The sequence below is a fragment of the Psychrobacillus mangrovi genome, from assembly GCF_037104765.1.
Taxonomy (GTDB): Bacteria; Bacillota; Bacilli; order Bacillales_A; family Planococcaceae; genus Psychrobacillus; species Psychrobacillus mangrovi.
The window spans coordinates 58,057-79,756 of the sequence record NZ_JBAWSY010000006.1 but is presented as its reverse complement, the minus strand read 5'-3'; the positions used below and the strand labels follow the sequence as shown (position 1 = coordinate 79,756).

Sequence of the window (21,700 nt, the reverse complement as noted above, 5' to 3'; positions counted from 1 at the left end):
GTAAAGGAAAAAAGCAATAAAAGAAAAAATTAACACCTTCTCACTTGCAAAATGTTCTGTGTTTAATTATTATTATAAGTGTGTTAGCACTCAAAGAGATAGAGTGCTAATAATATTAAATTTTACTATTTTAGGGAGGTAGTTTCACTTGTTAAGACCATTAGGAGATCGTATCGTAATCGAATTAATCGAAGCTGAAGAAAAAACAGCATCTGGCATCGTACTTCCAGACTCTGCTAAAGAGAAGCCACAAGAAGGAAAAGTTGTTGCTGTAGGTACTGGACGAGTACTTGAAAACGGGACTCGCGTCGAGTTAGACGTGAATGAAGGAGACCGTATCATCTTCTCTAAATACTCAGGCACAGAAGTGAAATATGAAAATACCGAATATTTAATATTACGCGAAAGCGATGTACTAGCTGTAATTGGCTAATAAAAAACGAATTAATAATTAATCATTAGGAGGTTATTAAATCATGGCAAAAGAAATTAAATTCAGTGAAGACGCTCGTAGTGCAATGCTACGTGGGGTAGATAAACTTGCAGATGCTGTAAAAGTAACACTTGGACCAAAAGGACGTAATGTTGTTCTTGAGAAAAAATTTGGCTCACCACTTATTACAAATGATGGTGTAACAATTGCAAAAGATATCGAATTAGAAGATGCATTTGAAAACATGGGTGCAAAATTAGTTGCAGAAGTTGCTTCTAAAACTAATGATATCGCTGGTGACGGTACTACAACTGCTACTGTTTTGGCACAATCTATGATCCGTGAAGGATTGAAAAACGTAACAGCAGGAGCAAATCCAGTAGGAATCCGTAAAGGGATTGACCTAGCAGTTGCAGCTGCAGTTACTGAGTTAAAAGCAATCTCTAAAGAAATCGAAGGCAAAGAGTCTATCGCTCAAGTTGCTGCAATTTCTTCTGGTGATAATGAAGTAGGCGAATTAATCGCAGAAGCAATGGAACGCGTTGGGAACGATGGTGTTATTACAATCGAAGAATCTAAAGGATTTACTACAGAGCTTGACGTGGTAGAAGGTATGCAATTCGACCGCGGATATACTTCTGCGTATATGGCAACAAACACAGATAAAATGGAAGCAGTGCTTGATAATCCATATATCTTAATTACAGATAAAAAAATCTCAAGCATCCAAGAAATTCTTCCTGTACTTGAGCAAGTAGTACAACAAGGTAAACCTCTTTTATTAATCTCAGAAGATATTGAAGGAGAAGCTTTGGCTACTCTAGTTGTTAACAAACTTCGTGGAACATTCAATGCTGTAGCAGTAAAAGCTCCAGGATTCGGTGACCGTCGTAAAGCAATGCTTGAGGATATCGCTATCCTAACTGGCGCTGAAGTAATTACAGAAGACTTAGGATTAGATTTAAAATCTACAAACATTACGCAACTTGGACGCGCTTCTAAAGTTGTTGTAACAAAAGACAACACAACAATCGTTGAAGGTAACGGGGAATCAGAACGCATTGCTAGTCGCGTAGCTCAAATCCGTGTTCAATTAGAAGAAACTACTTCTGAATTCGATAAAGAAAAACTACAAGAACGCCTTGCTAAACTTGCTGGTGGTGTAGCAGTTGTTAAAGTCGGAGCAGCAACAGAAACAGAACTAAAAGAACGCAAACTTCGTATTGAAGATGCTCTAAACGCAACTCGTGCAGCTGTTGAAGAAGGTATCGTATCTGGTGGTGGTACAGCACTAGTGAACGTATACAACAAAGTAGCTGAACTAGCTGAAACAAAAGAAGGCGACGTAGCAACGGGTCTAAGAATCGTACTTCGTGCATTAGAAGAACCAGTTCGTCAAATCGCAAACAACGCTGGTCTAGAAGGATCAATCGTTGTGGATCGTCTAAAACGCGAAGAAATCGGTACTGGTTTCAACGCAGCAACAGGCGAATGGGTAAACATGATGGATGCTGGTATCGTAGATCCAACTAAAGTAACTCGTTCAGCTCTTCAAAACGCTGCATCTGTAGCTTCTCTATTCTTAACTACAGAAGCAGTAGTAGCAGACATCCCTGAACCAGCAGGCGGCGGCATGGGTATGCCTGACATGGGCGGAATGGGCGGCATGATGTAATAAGCCGCTTCAACCCTTGATATGTATGGGTTTATAAGTAAGATGAGAGTGAAATACTAACATTTTGCTAATAAATATTTAAATTACCGGAGGCTTCTCAAAAGTTGACTAAACTTTTGGGGGGCTTCTTTTTTTATATTGAGTTTCACTTTTATGCAGTCCTCAATGGTTACCATTCCACAGAAGAGCTCGAAATACGTTTGACTCCACGAATTGCAGCTATTTCCTCTACAAGTCTTTGCATGGCAAGGTTCTTTTGTTTTGCTTCTATCATTATGTCAAAGTCCTGATTAAGCTCCTTTGCCATCTTTAAGAAGGGGAGGATAAAGTTTAAGGAAACAAAATCAGCATGGGAACGATAGGCTTGATCAGATTTTGGTGAAGAAATGTGGACTTTCGGTACAATACTAACGTTATTCCAAGTTTCAAATATATGGGGTAAGTAAAGAGGGAGCTCACCCTCCATGTTATTCGCCATATAGTGATGATAATCCAGTACCATTGGTATGTTTTCCTTTTCACAAGTAATGAGTGTTTCCTTAATATCGTACGTTTTATCATCATTTTCTAGGGTCATATGCTTCTTGATTTCCTTTGGTAATTTTTTTAGATTTTGATGGAAACGGTTTATGGCATTACTTTTATCCCCATAGGCTCCACCAATATGAATATTAATTAATCCGTAATCGAGGGCATTCATTGCTTGGAGCATTCTAAAATGATATTCCATATCTTTTACTGCATTTATGGTTACTTCTTCTCTTGGGCTAGTGAAAAGTGTAAATTGATTTGGATGAAAGCTTACTCTAAGATTAAAATGTCGGATAATATCACCAATTTCTTCCCATTCCTTTTTGAATGGAGTTAGGAAATCCCACATCACTTCCGGATGGGTTGCTAATGGGACAAGTGAGCTTGAAAATCGGTATAGTTCTATTTCATGGGCGATATTATAATACAAAATTCTTTTTGTATGATGTAAATTTTGTGCTGTTACAAACTTCAATTTTTCCATTCTTCCGTTTTTAGGAAGCGTTGAATACCGTGTAAATGTTAATGTTTTTGAGGGGCTTGCATCCCATAAGCCTAATGCATTTGCTACATAACCGAACCGAATCTTCATCTACTTTTCCCCTTTATTTAATCCTTTGATATTGAGCTCTAATCTGATAGAGAGACTTTAAACATTAAGGCAAAAGCAGTATATTCTAGTTTATTTTCTGCAGAAATGCATTTATGTATACACAAAATGAGAATAGGAAAATTATCATTGCTGCATTTCTTGTATTTCCATTTTTCTCCTTATGCCTGACCTATAAACGACTATAATCTTGCCAGTAAATGTTGGGACAACAAAGAAGCTATGACTGAATGCCATAGCTTCTTTGCTGTGAAAATATTATACCCACTTTGTAGTGATCACTTTTTTTCGTGTATAAAATTGCACTCCATCTTTTCCATTTGCATGTAGATCTCCATAGAAGGAATCTTTCCACCCAGAGAATGGGAAGAAAGCCATTGGTGCGGGGACACCAATATTTACTCCTAACATACCTGCATCGATTGTTTCCCGGAACTTCCGAACACTTCCACCATCATTTGTAAAGATACAAGCACCATTCGCAAAACGTGATTGATTGGTTAAATGAATTGCATCTTCGAGGTTCTGCACTCTTGAAATCGACAACACTGGCGCAAAAATTTCCTCCTGCCATATCTTCATTTCTGAAGTTACATTATCAAAGATAGTAGGCCCTACAAAATATCCTTCTTGTTTTGCCGCTTCATCCAGACGACCATCACGGACAAGTTTAGCTCCTTCTTTTTCGCCACTTTCGATATAGTCCAGTGTACGCGCTTTATGATTGTCACGAATGACAGGTCCAAGGAATATCCCTTCATCCAATCCGTTTCCAATTTGAATTTGGTTCGCTTTCTCTGTAAGTAATTCAATAAACTCATCCGCTATTGAATCTTCTACAGCTACTACAGAAGCTGCCATACAACGTTCTCCAGCAGAGCCAAATGCAGCATTCATAATTTGTGTTGTAGCATTTTCCAAATTCGCATCACGTAAAACGATGGAATGATTTTTTGCTCCTGCTAGGGCCTGAACACGTTTCAAATTACTTGTTCCTCGTTTGTAGACATACTCGGCAACGGGTTGAGATCCAACAAAAGATATTGCTGCTGTTTGCTTATGGTCCAATAAACTATTTACTACATCATGTGCTCCATGAACAATATTAAATACGCCTGCTGGTAAACCTGCTTCTTCAAATAGCTCTGCCAAGCGATTTGCAAGTAATGGTGTGCGCTCTGATGGCTTCATAACAAATGTATTTCCAGTAGCAATAGCCATTGGGAACATCCAGCAAGGCACCATCATTGGAAAGTTAAATGGTGTAATCCCAGCAATAACTCCAATTGGATAGCGATATATTCCAGATTCCAACTCTGTAGCAATTGATGGAAGCGATTCACCCATCATTAATGTAGGGGCACCGGCAGCAAATTCCACGTTTTCAATTCCGCGCTGCACTTCACCGTATGCTTCCGCCAAATTTTTACCGTTCTCAATTGTGATCAATCTAGCAAGTTCATCATGATTGTCTACTAATAGTTGCTGAAATTTAAATAGAATACGGGCCCGTTTTGGAACAGGGACGTCTTTCCAAGTTTTGAATGTTTTTGCGGCAACCTCAATAGCATGATCTGTATCTTTTGTCGTCGAAATTGGGACATGGGCAATCACTTCACCTGTTGCAGGATTATAGACTTCAAGTGATTGATCTGTATCTGCTTCTATCCATTTACCGCCTACATAGTTTTTTAGTGTTTTTATCTTAGTTTGTGTCAATGGAAAAACCTCCTAATAAATTTTGGATTTATTTTTCGATATAAAGGTACTTTTTTATTTTGCTACCATACTTTCTGAGCTGAATTGATATTCAAAACACACTTCATAAAGTGCCTCTATTTCTTGTTTGGTAGGTATTTTTGGATTGTTATTGGGACTGCCACTTGCCAGTGCGTCTTCAGCCATTTTACTAATTGCATTTTTGAAAGCCTCCGGTTGGATTCCCCAGCCTTTTAAATTAGGAATCTCTAATTCCTGACAAAGTTTTTTCACTTCATATACAGTTAGCTCAGCAGCCTCTTCATTGGAAAGATTACCGCTATCAGATTTAAATATTCTTGCTAAATCGGCTAAGCGTGCGATACACGCATCTTTACTAAAGTCAAGAACGGCAGGGAGTAGCATGGCGTTGGATATACCATGTGGGACATGAAATAACGCACCAATTGGTCTGGACATTCCATGAACAAGACAAACAGATGCATTGCTAAAAGCCATTCCAGCTTGTAGGGACCCTAGAGACATTGCTTCTCTTGCATCGATGTTTTTCCCATCTTCATAGGTAATCTTTAAGTTTTTTACTATTTTCTCAATAGCGGAGAGTGCAAGCATATCTGTCATTGGCTGTGCCTTTATTGATAAATAGGCTTCTATTGCATGGCTTAGCGCATCAACTCCTGTAGCTGCTGTAACACCCTTTGGAGAAGAAAGCGTCAATAATGGATCGACAATGGCAACTTCCGGCATAAATGCGGGTTGTTTAATCATCATTTTTACGTCATCGGTTGTATTCGTAATAATGGTGGCATCTGTTGCCTCTGAACCAGTTCCAGCAGTTGTCGGAATGGAAATATGGGGGATGGGCTGTTTATCAGCAAGTTTTTTGCCGCCCATGTAATCCCCAATGTAACCACCATTGGTTGCTAACACTGAAATTGCCTTTGCTGTGTCAATACAGCTTCCGCCACCAAGCGAAATGATTACATCGCAGTTTTCCTTTTGAAATATTTCCAGTGATTCCGCTACATAAACATCTGTTGGTTCGGAATCAACCCCAGTGTAGAAAACGCTTTCAACATTCAGATTCAAAAGTAAATTTCTACATTCCTCAATATAGCCTAGTCTTTCCATCACTTTATCACTGATGATTAATGCTTTTTTTCCTCTGTCTAACGTTTCCAAACCCACTTTTTCAAACGCTTTTCGACCATAATGAATTGTTTGTGGTGTACGAAAAACAGCATGTTTTTCCAATTAAATTACCTCCCTTTCTCCTTCATAGAATACTATGCAAAAACGATGCCAAGTTATAGAATCCTGTATAGTAAGCGCTCATATAAAAAAGTGTAGTTAATAAGCTACACTTTTGTAGAAAATGTTGCTTTTAATCTACACTGATTGATTAAAGCAATCCGTATTTTTTTAACTTTTTGTATAATGTCGTACGGTGAATTCCCAGTTTATCGGCTGCTTTTGATTTATTTCCTGCTGACTCCTCTAATAGTTGAATAATCATTTCTTTTTCTTTATTATCCTCTTCCTTTTTCATTTGATTAATTGGGGATAGGGAAGGGGTATGAGAAAAATGCTGACGCTTTATATAATTAGGAAGATGGCGTAAATCAATTGTATTTCCCTCTGTTAAGATAACTAACTTTTCAATGATATTTGCAAGTTCCCGTATGTTTCCATACCATTCATAACCCATTAAAGAGTAAATTGCCTCATCTGTGATTTCTTTCTCCGCCATTTCATATTTCTTACATATTTCTGTTAAGTAATGAGATATTAGGATAGGGATATCCTCCTGTCTCTTTCTCAGCGGTGGGATAGCAAGTTCAATCACATTTATTCGATAATATAAATCCTCCCGAAATGTGCCCGACTGAACCATTTCCTTTAAATCCCGATTCGTTGCTGTAACAACTCTTGCCTTTAATTGGATTTGTTTAATACCTCCAACGCGTTCAAACATCTTTTCCTGTAAGACCCGAAGTAATTTTGTTTGCATCATTTGGGGCATTTCACCAATCTCATCTAGAAATATCGTGCCAGATTCAGCCAATTCAAATTTACCAGGTTTCCCACCTCTTTTGGCACCAGTAAAAGCACCTTCTTCATATCCAAATAACTCTGACTCAAATAGATGTTCAGGAATGGCACCACAATTTACACTTATAAATGGTCCTTGATTATGATGACTAAGATCATGAATGCTATGTGCAAACATTTCCTTCCCTGTACCGCTTTCTCCTGTAATTAAAACTGTAGCTTCCGTTTTAGCTACCTTTCTTGTCATACGTTTGAGACTTGCAATAGAATCATTCGTACCAATAATTTGTTCGATGGTCGAATTACTTCCTATTCTATTTGAAAAAAGCTTTTGACTTTTAATCGTTCCGATCTGTAGAGTTTTTTCCAGAAAACGTTCATAAATACGATAAAGCTCTGTCACACCTTCAAAAATCAACATTCCCACTGCTCCAACCAATTCTCCTTCCCTCCACAATGGAATACGGTGCACCACCATTGGTTGGCCTTGAATATATTGAATTACACCCCGTTCAGGAATTCCGGACTTTACCGTATGATGAAGGTTAGTATTGTCGATAATCTCCGAAACAGGACGACCAATAGCGTCTTTTTTATCTACACCTATAAACCGGCTGTAAGCTTCATTAAACTCAACAATAATTCCTTCCTTATCAACAACTGCTACGCCTTCATAGGCACTATTTAAGATAATATCCAATATGTCAGTAGTATGTAAATCTTGAGTTTTTCGTTCTATATAAGTAGAAAGACCCTTCATAATTTCATTTCTTGTTAACATTCCAACCAATATATGTTTTTCATTCACAACAAAAAAATACTGATAAGGTAATTTATAGATATCCAAAAGGGAATCATGAGGACAAATAATATAGAAATCTTCTCTAGACATATATTTTAAAATAGGTTCGTCGCGTCCATCATTAATAAATGCATCCAATAACATTCTGTTCGTTATAATTCCAATAGGGTTCATGGAATTTCCTAAAACAGGAAGACAATCAACATTCATTTTTGTTAGTGCTATTGCTGTATCTCTAACTGAATCACTTAATCTGGCGGTATTCGGAAGTTTTAACATCCAATTTTCTACTTTTAACTCATGTAATTCTCCTTGCAGCATATTCTCACCTCGTTTCACTTTTTCGTTGGATTAAATATCTATTAGTATACCTTTTTATTTACCAATTTAGAATAGTTTGATTAACTAACGGATAGTTAATACAAGATGTTCACTTAGATTCTCAAAAACCTTGATATATCGCACTTTTTCCAACACTTCGTGAAAGATATTACACACTTTCACCTTACGGGCGGCATGATATAATAAGCAGTATGAACCTTTGAATGATAAGTGTTTATATGTAAGGTGGAAGTGAAATGCTAATATTTTGCTAACATAGAGGATTTTAATTGAGGCTTCTCATTAGTTGTGAAAACTTTTGGGAAGCTTCTTTTTTCATTTCTTTTGTTACGTGGAGATAGACATTTTTGGTGATTTGATCATCTGAATGACCAAGTCTATCCATAATTTGTTCAAGTGCTACACCAGCCTCTGCAAGAAGTGATGTATGTGTATGTCGTAAAGAGTGTGGGGTTAATTCAGTATTTAAATCTGCGAGTGTCAGTAGTCTTGCCATTCTAAGTTGTACCATTTTGATAACAATCGGATATCCAGCTTGCCGCTCTGTTTTTGCAAAGATGAAGTCCTGATTATAGTAATCATCACCCAATTGTTGAATGATTTTCTCTTGCTTTTCTTTGTGAATTTTTAAAGCTTGAATCATATGGCTATGTTAAAGTTATTGGTTGATTTTGAATAAATCGTCCTCTTTTGTAGTATCCTGACTGTATACAATACAAAAGGGGCAATTCAAATGACTTTAACGAACATAATAGATAATATTTCTTCCTTGAATGATAAGGACAAAGAATACATTTTAGATTATCTAACTCGCCATTTCTCGCCGTCAGCCTCACAACAAGGAGCTTTAATCGGTGAATTGAGAGAGAGAAAGTTTTCTCATGGTTTTCATTGTCGGCATTGTGGAAGTACATCAGTGGTTCGTTACGGGAAACGAGATGGTCGCCAACGTTATAAGTGCAAAGACTGTTATAAATTAAGCTGTGATTTGACCAATTCCCCTATGTATCGTTCGAAAAAGGCAGATAAATGGATTCCATTTATAGAGTGTATGTTGAATGGTCTATCACTTCGTGAAACAGCTTCACAAATTGACATCACTCACGTAACATAAAGTGCTGACTGCTCTCGCAAAAGAAAGTATCGGTATATTTGAAGGACTAGTAGAAGTAGATGAAACATACTTCTTAGAAAGCCATAAAGGACGAAGAGTTATTCCGAATCGCAAACCAAGAAAACGTGGCGGTTCTGCTACCAAAAGAGGTATTTCCAATGAACAAGTCTGTGTATTAGTAGCTAGAGACCGAAACAAAACGACCCTTTCAAAGCGAGTCGGTTCAGGTAGAATTCTAATGGAACAAATTGATAACACCCTTACATCGCATTTTAAGAATGATACGGTGCTTATTTCCGATGCTCACAATTCTTACAAATCTTACACCTCTACTAACGATGTGGAGCACATCATCATAAACGGTAGTAAGAAAGAATATGTAAAGAAAGGCATCTACCACCTCAATAATATTAATAATTACCATTCCCGTTTAAAGAAATGGATAAGTCGGTTTAATGGGGTTTCTACGAAGTATTTACAACTTTATTTAGTGTGGTTTCAATTCCTCGACAATAGGAAAATGGAAAGCGATTTGAGAAAGAAAAAGCAAATGCTTATCTTGGCGAGTGTTCACGGGACTTGGGAAACCGCAGATAAGTTAAGGTTGAGAAACATCGCATTCTGAGGACAAGATTATACATGTTATTTCATAGCAAATAAGAATATACATAAAAATGAGCTGGGGGAAATGTATCTCCAAGCTCATTTAATACCTATCCTATTAGAAGTTCATTGTTATAAAAATCTTTTTAAACACTGAATTATAATATCAGGTCTGTCTAAGTGAACGTCATGGTCACTTCCTTCAGCAATAACTATCTCGCCTTTTTTAGACGAATGAGATAATTCTATCTGCAACTCACGCCAAGTATCTTCATATAAAACTGCTTCTTCCACAGGTATGTCATGTTCAACAAAAGCCTTTACTGATACTCCTTTATCTCTTGCGATTACTATTAGTGGAATGTTAGGAAAATCACCCATTTCTAATATATTCTTGCTACTAATTCCCCAGTTTTCAAATTCTTTGGCAATTGTCTTAGAGAAGAGGGGATTTGTTATCAATTCCTCATAATCTTTTGCTTCGCTGTAAGGTAAAGTTTTTTCGTATTCAACAATCATATTCTTGAATTTAATATTCAGTTCCTCTTTTGATTTGTTAGAGTTCTCCATATTGTTTTCTATCATCTTATCTATTGAAATTAAGGAATTCATTACAGGTATATCAAGATTGTATAATTTGTTAAAATTATATGAAGTAGAATCTATAAGGATTAGTCCCTTTATTTTGTTAGGGTACATTTTTGAAAACTGCTGTACACACAAGCCTCCAAAAGAATGACCAATTAGAACAAATTTTTCAGTGATACCTATTCTTTCAATAAGTTCATAAAGTTCCTCAGCAATATTTTTAGTTGTTCGAAGTTCTTTTGAAACTGGACTATTTCCATATCCAGCCCTATGGTACATAACAATCGTAAAGTCTTCTTTGATTTTTTGAATAAAAGGATACCAATTATAAAAAGAACCACCTATCCCTGTTTCTAGGATAAGAATAGACTTCCCACTGCCAACTACCTTATATTCCAACTCTATATCTTTCAAAAAATCCCTCCTTTTTAACGAATGCTGATTTACCTCTTCTTCAGCTAATCCCTTCATTAGTTTAAATGTCACCTTCATAAACCTATCCTCATTTTAACATAAATATCCAGTTTAGGTGGAAATTATTAAACGCCAAATGTAGGGTAGAAGTGACCATAGCATTTTACGATAAATCAACCTTTTCCTTTAACATAGCCAATCATATCTTCATCCACAACAACTTTTCGTCGGGATTTTTTCGTTTTAGGCGTTACTAATAGAAATTTTACCGTATTATTGTTGGGATTATAATACGTTTTGTAATACTGATTGTCTGATTCACAAAATCAATATCTTTCCACTTGAGCGCTACGAGTTCTCCAACCCTAATTCCTGTGTAGGATAGGATAAGAAATATTAAGTAGTCTAACTCCAGACCCCGCTCCTTAGCAGTTTTTAAAAAGAGTGCTAGCTCTTCCTTTTCCAAATATTTTGGGACTTCTTCTTCCTCCAATTGCTCGATTGTTTTCTTATCCTTTTGAGGCTTCTCATTAGTCGTGCAAACTTTTGGAAAGCTTCTTTTTTCATTTCTTTTGTCACGTGGAGATAGACATTCTTTGTGGTAGGGACGATTATTATTGATGGGATATGCTCGATATATTTAAATAATGTTGTTGTCATAAGCCGAATGACCATATTACTTATAGTTATTGTATAATCAGTCTGGTAATTTTTCTAGCTCACTATTAATGATACATCAAAAAATACAAGTCACTCTTAAATCTTGTATTTAGTATGATCGATATGTTGGTTATTGTATTATAGATATTAGAACGACTGTCTCAATAAATATTTAAAAAATAAAAATTAAGGAGAATTACATGGCCTGGAGCAAATTGAAGCAAAATCTGGAGAGCTTTCTCTGTCCTGCATTATATGGAAGAGTTGAATACCTTGCAACCAGCTACCGTTATTTACCTGATAAAGCAGGACTTTGTTATATTGCGGTAGATAAAAAGAATGTACTTAATATGAGTGATATAACTACCTTAATCAGATGGTATCAGACGGAGCTGGAAATTAAGAATGATTCAGATATCCAAATTCCTATCAATAATGAAGAAATTGAAGCGGTAAGAAAAGAAACCAAGGGGATAGTTCCGGAGGATCGTCTACAAGTAATTGCAAGGAGTAGAAAATTATCAGAATATGCAAAGGAGCTTTTGTCAGCGCAGTCATCATTAAGTAAATCAAATTTTATCGTTGTAGCTAATAAGTTTTTATCCACTTCTATAGAGGAAAGCATAGAGAGCAATGATATCCTATTGAATATTCTAGCTTTGGTTGACAGACGGGTTGGGAAAAAACGAATTTTAAACATGAGTGAGAAGATGAAGTTAAAGCATCCAATTGTGCAGTATTTTTATGAACTTCGGCTTAGTACGTTATGATAAATAAAAGTATTAGATGCCAACCGGTTATGGTGTGTATGATTGTACATATATATATATATATATATATATATATATATGAATTAACACGAATGTTTGTAAACCAGGTAACCTGCAAGGATTTACATAGAAAATAATAGGATGGTGCTTCTATGATTGGTATGGGCTATCGGACGATAAAGACTGCTGTAGGAGCAGGGCTGGCAATTTGGATTGCGAGTTTATTGGATTTGGAATTTGCAACATTTGCAGCAATTATTGTTATTATGTGTATCGAGAGAACGAAGAAAAAGACATTAATTACAATTAAGGATAAATTCTTTGCCTCTCTTTTATCTTTGATTCTTGGTGGTTTGTTCTTTGAAGTATTAGGTTATAATCCCATTGTCTTTTCCTTATTTATTTTATTATTTGTTCCAATCCTCGTAAGAGCTCACATCCAGGGTGGTTTTGTCACAAGTATGGTTGTCGTATTACATGTTTATACGGTAAAGGATGCTAACTGGGCTATGTTTCTGAACGAGCTCTATATTATTTTAATCGGTATGGGAATTGCTCTTCTCGTCAATAGTTTCATGCCAAATTTCAAGCGAGATATTGAAAACTTTAAGAAGGAGATTGAACAAAAGTTTGAAATTCTTCTCTTTGAACTCTCTGCCCATTTAAGGGATAATATGCGAAATTGGGATGGGAAAGAAATACTTGAGGTAGAAGATTTAATTAATCAATCCAAAAGCATTGCCATTCAAGATGTAGAAAATCATCTGTTGCGAAAACAAAATAAAGATTATTATTATCTGGAAATGCGAGAGGATCAACTGGAACTCCTAAAACATATGATGAAAATCGTTGCTATTTTCTCTTCATCCAGCCTAGACGTCAAACAGAAAGAAATGTTTGCAGAGTTCTTGGAGAATTTAAGTCGGAACGTTCATTCGGGAGATACAACGGACATTTCATTAAATGAGTTAGAGGAATTAAATGCTTTGATCAGCAAGATGGAGTTGCCAAAGACAAGAGAAGAATTTGAAGTACGGGCGAATCTATTTTATTTGATTTATGAAATGAAAAACTACCTAAACATAAAGAAAAAACTTTTTGCCAAAAGAAGTCGATAGTGGAAGGAGCTTGTGAGAGAGGATATTCAGATGATTCATCACGATTCCATAAAATAAACAGCGGATATCGATTGTATAACAATCTGTCGATATCCTCTCGATTTTTAATATATTTTCTGGTTTTGGGGTGCATGAGGAGCAATGGGTTTGAGAGATTCCTCTGAACGACATTATTTATATTTTAGGAGGATAAAAAACTTCCATTTTACATTAATCTAAAGTTGAATCGTGGAATTGATTTTCAGATAGGTGTATTGGGAGGGGCAGATTTGCAATCAGTTATCAGAGTATACGGCGAGTTTGCTCCTTATACGAAAGGTTACAGCGTTCAAGAGCTTTTAGAATCAATGGCTTCATCATAATGTTGTGAAAGTGTAACTGGCTGTTTCTGAATAAGAGACAATCAGCTTTTTTAGGCTCTACAATAAATGTTGGGGTCTTCAAACAATTATGTGCATAAAAAATGTAGATGAATACACGCACGCAATGTTATTTGTCTACGGTCAGCACTCCAAACAGGTGGTGTGCATTACTAGGTGCTAACATTTTGCTAACGCAATCAAGTGAAAGACGGTAAAAACCTGTTGAAGATGTTACACTGCTGATTTGCAGAAACCCTGATTTACCGCACTTTTTGCACACATTATTAAAGGAATTACACACTTTCACCTTACGGGCGGCATGATTGATGTAATAAGCCGCTTCAACCCTTGATATGTATGGGTTTGTATGTAAGGTGAAAGTGAAATGCTAACATAGAGGGTTAAACCTGAAGCTTCTCATTAGTTGTGCAAACTTTTGGGAAGCTTCTTTAGGGCTGCGTCGAAAAAATTCTATCTTTTTGATGCAGCCCTTAAATGTTGTTGTCCAGAAAAAAACTCAACGAAAAAACAATTCACAAGAAACATGTAGTCAACACGAAGATAGCCTGCTATAATTGACACTTGCTCAAAAACGAGTCTGTGTCTAGTGAGAATTGTTTTTTTCAACTGAGTGAATAACGCCATCGGTTGAGCCAAAATAGTCTTCAAATCCATATCACTGACTTCATTCGGATGATTTCAGCATCGCAAAGGGTCGTATCGGTACTGAGCGCAGCCAGCCATTCACTTCGCTTGTTGCGGTATTGTACTAACACGATTCTCATGGCGAATCCGATTTTTTTTTGCAATCACGGAACCATGGTTTAGACCAGTTTTTTCGGTACATACTTGAGTTAATAAATTTTTATCTAAAAGGAGAATACATCATGAGCGGCTATAACGCAGTATCAGCAAAAAATACGGAAAATGCTCCAAAAGGTAACAGTCTATATTCACAAACTGTTGCTTTCTCTCATTACAATAATCTTTCCGCTCAATTGCCTGTCGATCCAAAAACAGGTCAATTGGTAGCTGGTGGTATAAAAGAGCAAGCTGAACAGTGCTTTAAAAATATCAAGGCAATTGTAGACAGCATCGATCATGTTATGAGCGATATTGTTAGAATCACGGTATTCGTTAAGGATATCAAAGATGTTGACGCTGTAGACGAAGTTTATAAAACATTCTTCCCAACTTATGTTCCTGCACGGACAACAGTTGCAGTTGCAGCTTTGCCTCTGGATGCTATGGTACAAATTGAAGCACTTCTATCACACGGTGAAGGTACAATTCCAAACGCACCACAAGCAGGCGACCTCATCAAACTTACAAATAACACAGCAAATGCACCTACAAGTCCTCTATCTACACAAACCGTGGCTTTCTCTCATTACAATTATCTTTCAGCTCAATTGCCTATCGATCCAAAAACGGGTAGATTTGTAGCTGGCGGTGTACAAGAGCAGGCTGGACAGTGCTTGAAAAATATCAAGGCAATTTTAGAAAGTATCGATGTTCCTTTTGACGATATTGTTAAAATTACTATCTTCCTTAAAGACCTTTCGGATATTGAAGCGGTAAACGAAGTTTATTCAACATTTTTCCCAGACTCCGCTATCGCTAGGGCCGTAGCCTATGTCCCTGCACGGACAATAGTTGCAGCTTCAGCTTTACCTATGGATGCTTTGGTACAAATGGAAGCAGTGGTGTCACACGGAGATGGTACACCTCCACAAGCTGTTGAAGACAGACATGGAATCGTTATTTGGGCAAACAACACTGAAAATGCACCAAAGAGTTCTTTATCTACACAAACTGTAGCATTCTCTCATTACAATCACCTTTCAGGTCAATTACCTTTGGATCCAAAAACTGACCAATTGGTAGCAGGTGGTGTAAAAGAGCAAGCTGAACAGTGCTTGAAAAATATTAAGGCAATTGTAGAAAGTATCGACCACGTTATGGACGATGTAGTTAAAGTAAATATCTTCGTTAAAAATATCGCGGATATGGATGCTGTAGACGAAGTATACAAAACATTCTTCCCGGGCGGAGTTCCTGCACGAAGAACAGTTGGCGTATCAGCATTACCTGAAGATGCTTTAATTCAAATCGATGTAGTTGTATCAAATGCTGAAGGAACACCTCCAAAAGCATAACAGGCATTTAAATACAGGAACTATCAAATTTACTCGTTAATGCTAAAAGAGGCTGTCTCAAATAAAAATTGAGACAGCTTCCTTTTTTAACAGAATAGATGAAAAAGCATCGAAATTTTAGCCGATTATGGTGGGAATCTTGATTTCTCTTAGTTTTTATTATTATTTTATTATAATAAAATTACTGTGAAGTTATTTTTACATCACATTTGCATTTTTAATATTCAGCAATCAGGCGTATTTCTATAATAAGAAATGAGTCAATTTCCCTCGAGAATTTATTCATAATATTATTTTTATTATAAATAATCATTCAATTAACGAATGTTTTTGTTAATTTTTTGAATAATGTTCGTGTTTTATTGACAGTTAGAATTTCTGATGTTAATATGAGTTTGTGAAAATTAAATATTATTCTCGTATAATATTGGGGATATGGCCCGAAAGTTTCTACCAAGCTACCATAAATAGCTTGACTACGAGGTTGTGTATATAAATCTGGAAATAAACTTTTACTTTATTTCCACTCCATTATTTACCTACCTAAAGTCAAGCACCGGTTTAACTCGGTGCTTTTTTCTTTTTTCACAAACAACATGATTAACAGAGGAGTATAATTTCAATGAAAAAAAGTACAAAGAAAATAGCAATGATATTATTTATTGCTTTAATGACTGCTGTTTTGGCAGCTTGCGGAAATGACTCAGCTAATGAAAATGAAGCTAAGTCTGGAACAGGTGAAGAAGGATTAAAAATTGCCATTGTAACAAGCCCTTCAGGCGTTGATGATGGCAGCTTTAATGAAGATAACTATAACGGTATTTTGAGCTTTATTGATAAAAATCCAACAGCAACAGTAAAGGCTGTTAAAGAAGAAACTGGTGATCCTGCTGCGGCTGTACAAGCAGTTGCTGATATTGTGGCAGATTATGATGTAATTGTAACACCTGGGTTCCAATTTGCTGGAGTTTCTAGCATCGCTGTAGAAAATCCTGATAAAATCTTTATTTTAAATGACTCTGAGCCCGCGCCTGTAGATGGCCAAACTGATTTTGATAATATCTATGCGATGAATTTCGCTGAACAAGAAAGTGGTTTCTTTGCAGGAATGGCCGCGGCACTTGAAACAAAGACAAACAAAGTAGCGGTTGTAAATGGGATTGCTTATCCTTCAAACGTAAACTATCAATTTGGATTTGAATCAGGCGTAAACTATGCTAACAAGGTCTTTGGAAAAAATGTTGAACTTGTTGAATTGTCTGGTTATGCAGGGACAGATGTAACGGGTGCTGATGTTGGTGGTAACTATGCAGGATCCTTTGCAGATGAAGCAACTGGTAAAGTCATCGGAAATGCGCTAATCAAACAAGGTGTAGATATCATCTTCCCCGCTGCAGGTGGCACTGGTAATGGTGTATTCACAGCAGTAAAAGAAGCTAAGGACGATGTAAAAGTGATTGGTGTGGACGTTGACCAATATGACGACGGTACAAATGGTTCTGAAAATATCGTGTTAACATCTGCTGTTAAATTCATGGCTATGAACATTGAAAAGGCATTGAATTCTGTTGTGGATGGCAGCTTTAAAGGCGGAAACGTTGTTCTTTATGCGGATACAGATTCGACTGGTTTTATTAAAGAAGAAGGTCGTCATCAATTATCTGAGGATACGCTAAACAAAATGAATGAAGCTTATGAGTTAGTGAAAGATGGCACAATCGTACCTGCATCTAATTTTAATGAACATTCCCCAGAAAAGTTTCCGGGATTATAAGGTAAATTATAAACACAATAAAATTAGAAGTTTATCATATCCCTAATATTAGAGTAACTATTAGGGAATGATGAACTTCTATTATTTTTCCTATTATTGTGATAAAGGAGAACAACGATGTCTGATTATATCGTAGAAATGAAACATATAACCAAACGTTTCCCTGGAATAGTAGCGAATGATGACGTATCCATTGGCATTAAAAAAGGAGAAATTTTTGCTTTACTTGGAGAAAATGGTGCAGGCAAATCAACATTGATGAGTATGCTGAGTGGATTGTACGAACCGGATGAAGGAGACATTTATATTCGGGGGGAGAAAGTTCAAATTAGTTCGCCTAACCATGCAGCAAACCTTAACATCGGAATGGTCCATCAGCATTTTAAGTTAGTCCCTGATTATACGATTACAGAGAATATTATTTTAGGAGTTGAGCCCATCAGCAAATTTGCCGGTGTCTTTCCATACGTAGATATTCGAAATGCCAATCGTAAAATTGAAGAACTCTCTAAGAACTTTGGCTTAGAAGTGGATCCTACGAAAAAAATAACGGATCTAACTGTTTCCATGCAGCAACGGGTGGAAATTTTAAAGGTGCTTTATCGTGAAGCCGAAATCCTTATTTTTGATGAACCAACGGCAGTCTTAACGCCACAAGAAATCGATTTCTTGCTCGGTATTATCGAAGGTCTGCGAAACAGTGGAAAAACAATCATATTGATTACACATAAGTTAGAAGAAATTAAGAAAGTGGCCGATCGATGTGCGGTATTGAACAAAGGTAAGTTAGTGGATGTGTTGGATGTAAAGACAACATCGGTGAATCTTATGGCTCAATTAATGGTTGGTAGAGAAGTGAGTTTTAAATCAGAAAAAGTACCTGCGCAATTTAAAGAGGAAGTATTGAAGGTAGAACATTTAACCGTGAAAAATGAGGACGGATTTGAAGTAGTCAAAGACGTTTCCTTTACGATACACAGTGGCGAAATATTTGCGATTGCTGGTGTTGCAGATAATGGTCAAGTTGAAATAGCGGATGCCATTACCGGATTAACAAAGGTTAGTGGCGGAAAAATATCTCTCGAAGGTAAGGACATTACGAATGACAGTATAAGAAACAGAACTGAAACTGGAATCTCTTATATACCTGAAGATCGACATAGCTTTGGACTATTTTTGGATTTTGATTTATCAACGAATTTAGCATTAAAGCAGTACTACAAGGAGCCCTTTTCTAGTAAAGGAATCTTGAATAAACAGGAATTTGAGCAATTTGGCAGTCAGTTGATTGATCAATTTGATATTCGAAGTGGACAAGGCATTAAGACGCAAGTTCGCTCGATGAGTGGCGGTAATCAGCAAAAAGCCATTATAGCTCGAGAAATCGAATTACAATCACCGCTCATGATTTTCGTTCAGCCAACACGGGGAGTAGATATTGGCGCGATTGAAAATATCCATAAAATGATCATTGAACAACGGGATCAAGGAAAAGCGATTTTACTGATTTCATTGGAGTTAGACGAAATTATGAATGTAGCGGATACGATAGGAGTTATATATAATGGCCAACTTCAAAAAATTGCAAGCAGTGAATCATTAACGACGAATGAAGTCGGCGAATATATGATGGGGGCAAAGCATGAGTAAGGATAAAAAGAAAAAAAGTTTAAGTTATCGTCTTTTTTGGCCAATACGTAATGAGAAATGGCAACCAATCACAATTCCAGTAGCCTCTATACTAATCAGTTTTATTGCTGCGGCTATTGTCATACTTTTACTGGGCAAAAATCCATTTCAAGCGTTTTACAACCTGTTCCAAGGGGCAGGAATCTTGCCTAAGTCTTCTTATGCTGGCTATAAGAGCATTCTGACTGATTTTTTGAGTTTGCTAAACGCCATGACACCGCTTGTATTTGCCAGCTTGGCGGTTGCGGTCGCTCTCAGAGCGGGTCTATTTAATATTGGAGTTTCCGGTCAAATGCTCGTCTCTGGTTTTTTAGCGACGATAATCGTTGGTTACAGTGGGTTAGATGCCATAATTGCAAAGCCGCTTGTGTTGTTGGTCGGACTTGTTGCTGGAGGCTTGATGGGTGGATTAGTGGGGTGGTTAAAATATAGATTTAACATTCATGAAGTAGTATCTACGATCATGTTAAATTATATTGCCCAATATGTCATAAGCTTTTTTATTCAAATGTATTATATTGATCCGATTTCAAGACAATCCAAATATATTTCAGAAGCAGCAAGATTGACGTTAGTAAATGTCGAGATCGCAAATTTGAAAATGGATATTCCATTGGGCTTTATGTTAGCCATCATTATCGCGATTTTAATCAAGTTTCTCATGGACAAAACAGTGGTTGGTTTTGAAATTAAAGCAGTTGGTTCCAATCGGAATGCAGCAAAATATACAGGAATAAATGTCGGAAGAAATACAGTCTTAGCCATGATTATTTCAGGAGGTTTGGCTGGTCTTGCAGGTGTTACGTATTATTTAGGTTATTTTTCTTCCATACAACCAAAAGTATTAACAAGTATCGGTTTTGATTCCATTGCGGTAGCACTATTAGGTAACTCTCATCCGATCGGGATTATATTTTCATCATTTTTAGTATCAATCATTGATCAGGGAAGTACGTATATGAGTTCGCAGGCTGGAATTAGACAAGAAATTGCTTCTGTGATCATCGGGTTAATCCTATTGTTTAGTGCATGTGGTGCATATGTGAAGCATAAAGTCAGCCGCTTAAAGGAAAAAGAAGTGGATCGAAAGGACAGTGAATCATAAATGGACACGATTATTATTGATGGATTATCCTTTGCTCTGCCTCTTTTTATCATGGCAATAGGCGGAATATATAGTGAAAAGAGTGGTATCACCAATTTAGCACTTGAAGGCTTTCAAGGTTTTGGGGCATTCGTTGGAGCGCTGTCAGCTGTTTTAATCGCGAATGCTTTTGGCACAGATGTTCAAAATCTATTTTATGTGTCGTTAATATTTGCGATGATTGGCGGGATGGGTTTTTCCGTTATTCATGCTGTTCTATGTATTAAGTTTAAGGCAAATCAAGTTATCAGTGGCGTTGTGATTAATATTTTGGCGTTAGCACTAACGACTTTCTTAACAACACAAATAAATGCACTTGTATTTGGAGCGGCTTCGGACAAGTTTCGATTAGGTGTATCGGAGCGGTTTACGATTGAAGGTTTAGCCAATATACCATTCATTGGTGCGGTCTTTAAGAATGTATATCCGTTCGAAGTGATTATCATTGTGATTGCCATTTTTGCTTGGTATCTTTTATATAAAACTAAATTCGGTATGCGCCTAAGAGCGAGTGGGGAAAATCCTCATTCGGTTGATGCAGCAGGTGTAAATGTATTGAAAGTTAGGTTTTCTGCGGTTCTCATATCAGGTTTATTATCAGGTTTAGCTGGTATGTGTTTTGCCTATTCCATTTCAGCTAACTTTTCTTCAAATATTTATATGGGATATGGATTCTTAGCCATTGCTGCATTAATCTTTGGTAATTGGAGGATTCTACCTACTTTAGCCGCTTGTCTTTTATTTGGTTTTGCGAAATCTGGGGGAGTGTTTATTGCGCAGTCAATGGCATTACCAAGTAGTTTCACTGATTTATTCATGATTTTACCGTATGTATTAACATTATTGTTATTAATCTTTTTCTCTAAATCAAATCGCGCTCCGAGAGCATTAGGTGAAATTTATGACAAAGGAAAGAGATAGATAAAGTGAAACTTCCATTAAAGGTGTTACAATGCTGTTTGCCAGAAACCTTGATTTATTTCACGGGCGGCATGGTGTGATAGCCCTCAACCCCTTGATATACTGTTTTGAGTGTAATGCTATCATTTTGCTTCCTTTGATTTATTTAAATGAAGGCTTTTTAAAAGTTGAATAAACTTTTGAAAAGCCTCTTTTTTTCCTTCTTTTTAATCCAACCAAA

At 36.7% G+C, this 21,700-nt stretch carries 15 protein-coding genes, 2 pseudogenes and 1 riboswitch; of the genes and pseudogenes, 10 read left to right on the top strand and 7 right to left on the bottom strand.

Annotation, left to right across the window (positions count from 1 at the left end; genetic code table 11):
* Positions 1-148: 148 nt before the first annotated feature.
* Both groES and groL read left to right on the top strand, forming a co-directional pair.
* Complete coding sequence (gene groES, locus WAX74_RS10320; RefSeq protein WP_336497582.1) at positions 149-433, top strand: co-chaperone GroES; 285 nt, start codon at positions 149-151, stop codon at positions 431-433.
* Between the two features lie 43 nt (positions 434-476).
* Entirely contained in the window at positions 477-2,108 is a 1,632-nt protein-coding gene (gene groL, locus WAX74_RS10315) for a chaperonin GroEL (RefSeq protein ID WP_336497581.1), read from the top strand.
* A gap of 169 nt (positions 2,109-2,277) precedes the next feature.
* On the opposite strand, the gene uvsE is transcribed toward groL, so the two are convergent.
* From uvsE to WAX74_RS10290, 5 genes and pseudogenes are all read right to left on the bottom strand, one after another.
* Positions 2,278-3,231, bottom strand: coding sequence for a UV DNA damage repair endonuclease UvsE (gene uvsE / locus WAX74_RS10310; protein WP_336497580.1), 954 nt, complete (start codon positions 3,229-3,231; stop codon positions 2,278-2,280).
* A gap of 276 nt (positions 3,232-3,507) precedes the next feature.
* Complete coding sequence (locus tag WAX74_RS10305; protein WP_336497579.1) at positions 3,508-4,968, bottom strand: CoA-acylating methylmalonate-semialdehyde dehydrogenase; 1,461 nt, start codon at positions 4,966-4,968, stop codon at positions 3,508-3,510.
* Between the two features lie 54 nt (positions 4,969-5,022).
* Complete coding sequence (locus tag WAX74_RS10300; RefSeq protein WP_336497578.1) at positions 5,023-6,222, bottom strand: iron-containing alcohol dehydrogenase; 1,200 nt, start codon at positions 6,220-6,222, stop codon at positions 5,023-5,025.
* A 148-nt stretch (positions 6,223-6,370) separates the two neighbouring features.
* Complete coding sequence (locus WAX74_RS10295; protein WP_336497577.1) at positions 6,371-8,161, bottom strand: sigma 54-interacting transcriptional regulator; 1,791 nt, start codon at positions 8,159-8,161, stop codon at positions 6,371-6,373.
* 268 nt (positions 8,162-8,429) lie between these two features.
* Positions 8,430-8,807, bottom strand: a pseudogene (locus WAX74_RS10290) (tyrosine-type recombinase/integrase); the annotation flags it as partial.
* 90 nt (positions 8,808-8,897) lie between these two features.
* Between WAX74_RS10290 and WAX74_RS10285 the strand changes: the two are divergent.
* Positions 8,898-9,903, top strand: a pseudogene (locus tag WAX74_RS10285) (IS1595 family transposase).
* 110 nt (positions 9,904-10,013) lie between these two features.
* Here WAX74_RS10285 and WAX74_RS10280 read toward each other — a convergent pair.
* Positions 10,014-10,883 (bottom strand): alpha/beta hydrolase, encoded by an 870-nt coding sequence (locus WAX74_RS10280; protein WP_336497575.1) that lies wholly within the window; start codon positions 10,881-10,883, stop codon positions 10,014-10,016.
* Between the two features lie 265 nt (positions 10,884-11,148).
* A complete protein-coding gene (locus WAX74_RS10275) occupies positions 11,149-11,376 on the bottom strand; it encodes a tyrosine-type recombinase/integrase (RefSeq protein WP_336497574.1) in 228 nt (75 codons plus the stop codon).
* A gap of 367 nt (positions 11,377-11,743) precedes the next feature.
* On the opposite strand from WAX74_RS10275, the gene WAX74_RS10270 reads away from it, so the two are divergent.
* From WAX74_RS10270 to WAX74_RS10240, 7 genes are all read left to right on the top strand, one after another.
* Positions 11,744-12,313 (top strand): SF0329 family protein, encoded by a 570-nt coding sequence (locus tag WAX74_RS10270; RefSeq protein WP_336497573.1) that lies wholly within the window; start codon positions 11,744-11,746, stop codon positions 12,311-12,313.
* A gap of 152 nt (positions 12,314-12,465) precedes the next feature.
* On the top strand, positions 12,466-13,431 hold the full coding sequence (locus WAX74_RS10265) for an aromatic acid exporter family protein (protein WP_336497572.1): 966 nt from the start codon (positions 12,466-12,468) through the stop codon (positions 13,429-13,431).
* A gap of 1,249 nt (positions 13,432-14,680) precedes the next feature.
* Complete coding sequence (locus WAX74_RS10260) at positions 14,681-15,952, top strand: RidA family protein (RefSeq protein ID WP_336497571.1); 1,272 nt, start codon at positions 14,681-14,683, stop codon at positions 15,950-15,952.
* Between the two features lie 397 nt (positions 15,953-16,349).
* Positions 16,350-16,451, top strand: a riboswitch (purine riboswitch).
* Between the two features lie 123 nt (positions 16,452-16,574).
* On the top strand, positions 16,575-17,726 hold the full coding sequence (locus tag WAX74_RS10255; RefSeq protein WP_336497570.1) for a BMP family lipoprotein: 1,152 nt from the start codon (positions 16,575-16,577) through the stop codon (positions 17,724-17,726).
* A 117-nt stretch (positions 17,727-17,843) separates the two neighbouring features.
* Positions 17,844-19,376: an ABC transporter ATP-binding protein gene (locus WAX74_RS10250; protein ID WP_336497569.1), complete on the top strand. Its 1,533-nt coding sequence runs from the start codon at positions 17,844-17,846 to the stop codon at positions 19,374-19,376.
* Positions 19,369-20,520 carry an ABC transporter permease gene (locus tag WAX74_RS10245; protein WP_336497568.1) on the top strand — a complete coding sequence of 384 codons (1,152 nt, stop codon included), beginning with the start codon at positions 19,369-19,371 and terminating at the stop codon, positions 20,518-20,520. The genes WAX74_RS10250 and WAX74_RS10245 overlap by 8 nt, the downstream gene beginning before the upstream one ends.
* On the top strand, positions 20,521-21,480 hold the full coding sequence (locus WAX74_RS10240) for an ABC transporter permease (protein ID WP_336497567.1): 960 nt from the start codon (positions 20,521-20,523) through the stop codon (positions 21,478-21,480).
* The last annotated feature ends 220 nt before the right edge of the window (positions 21,481-21,700 follow it).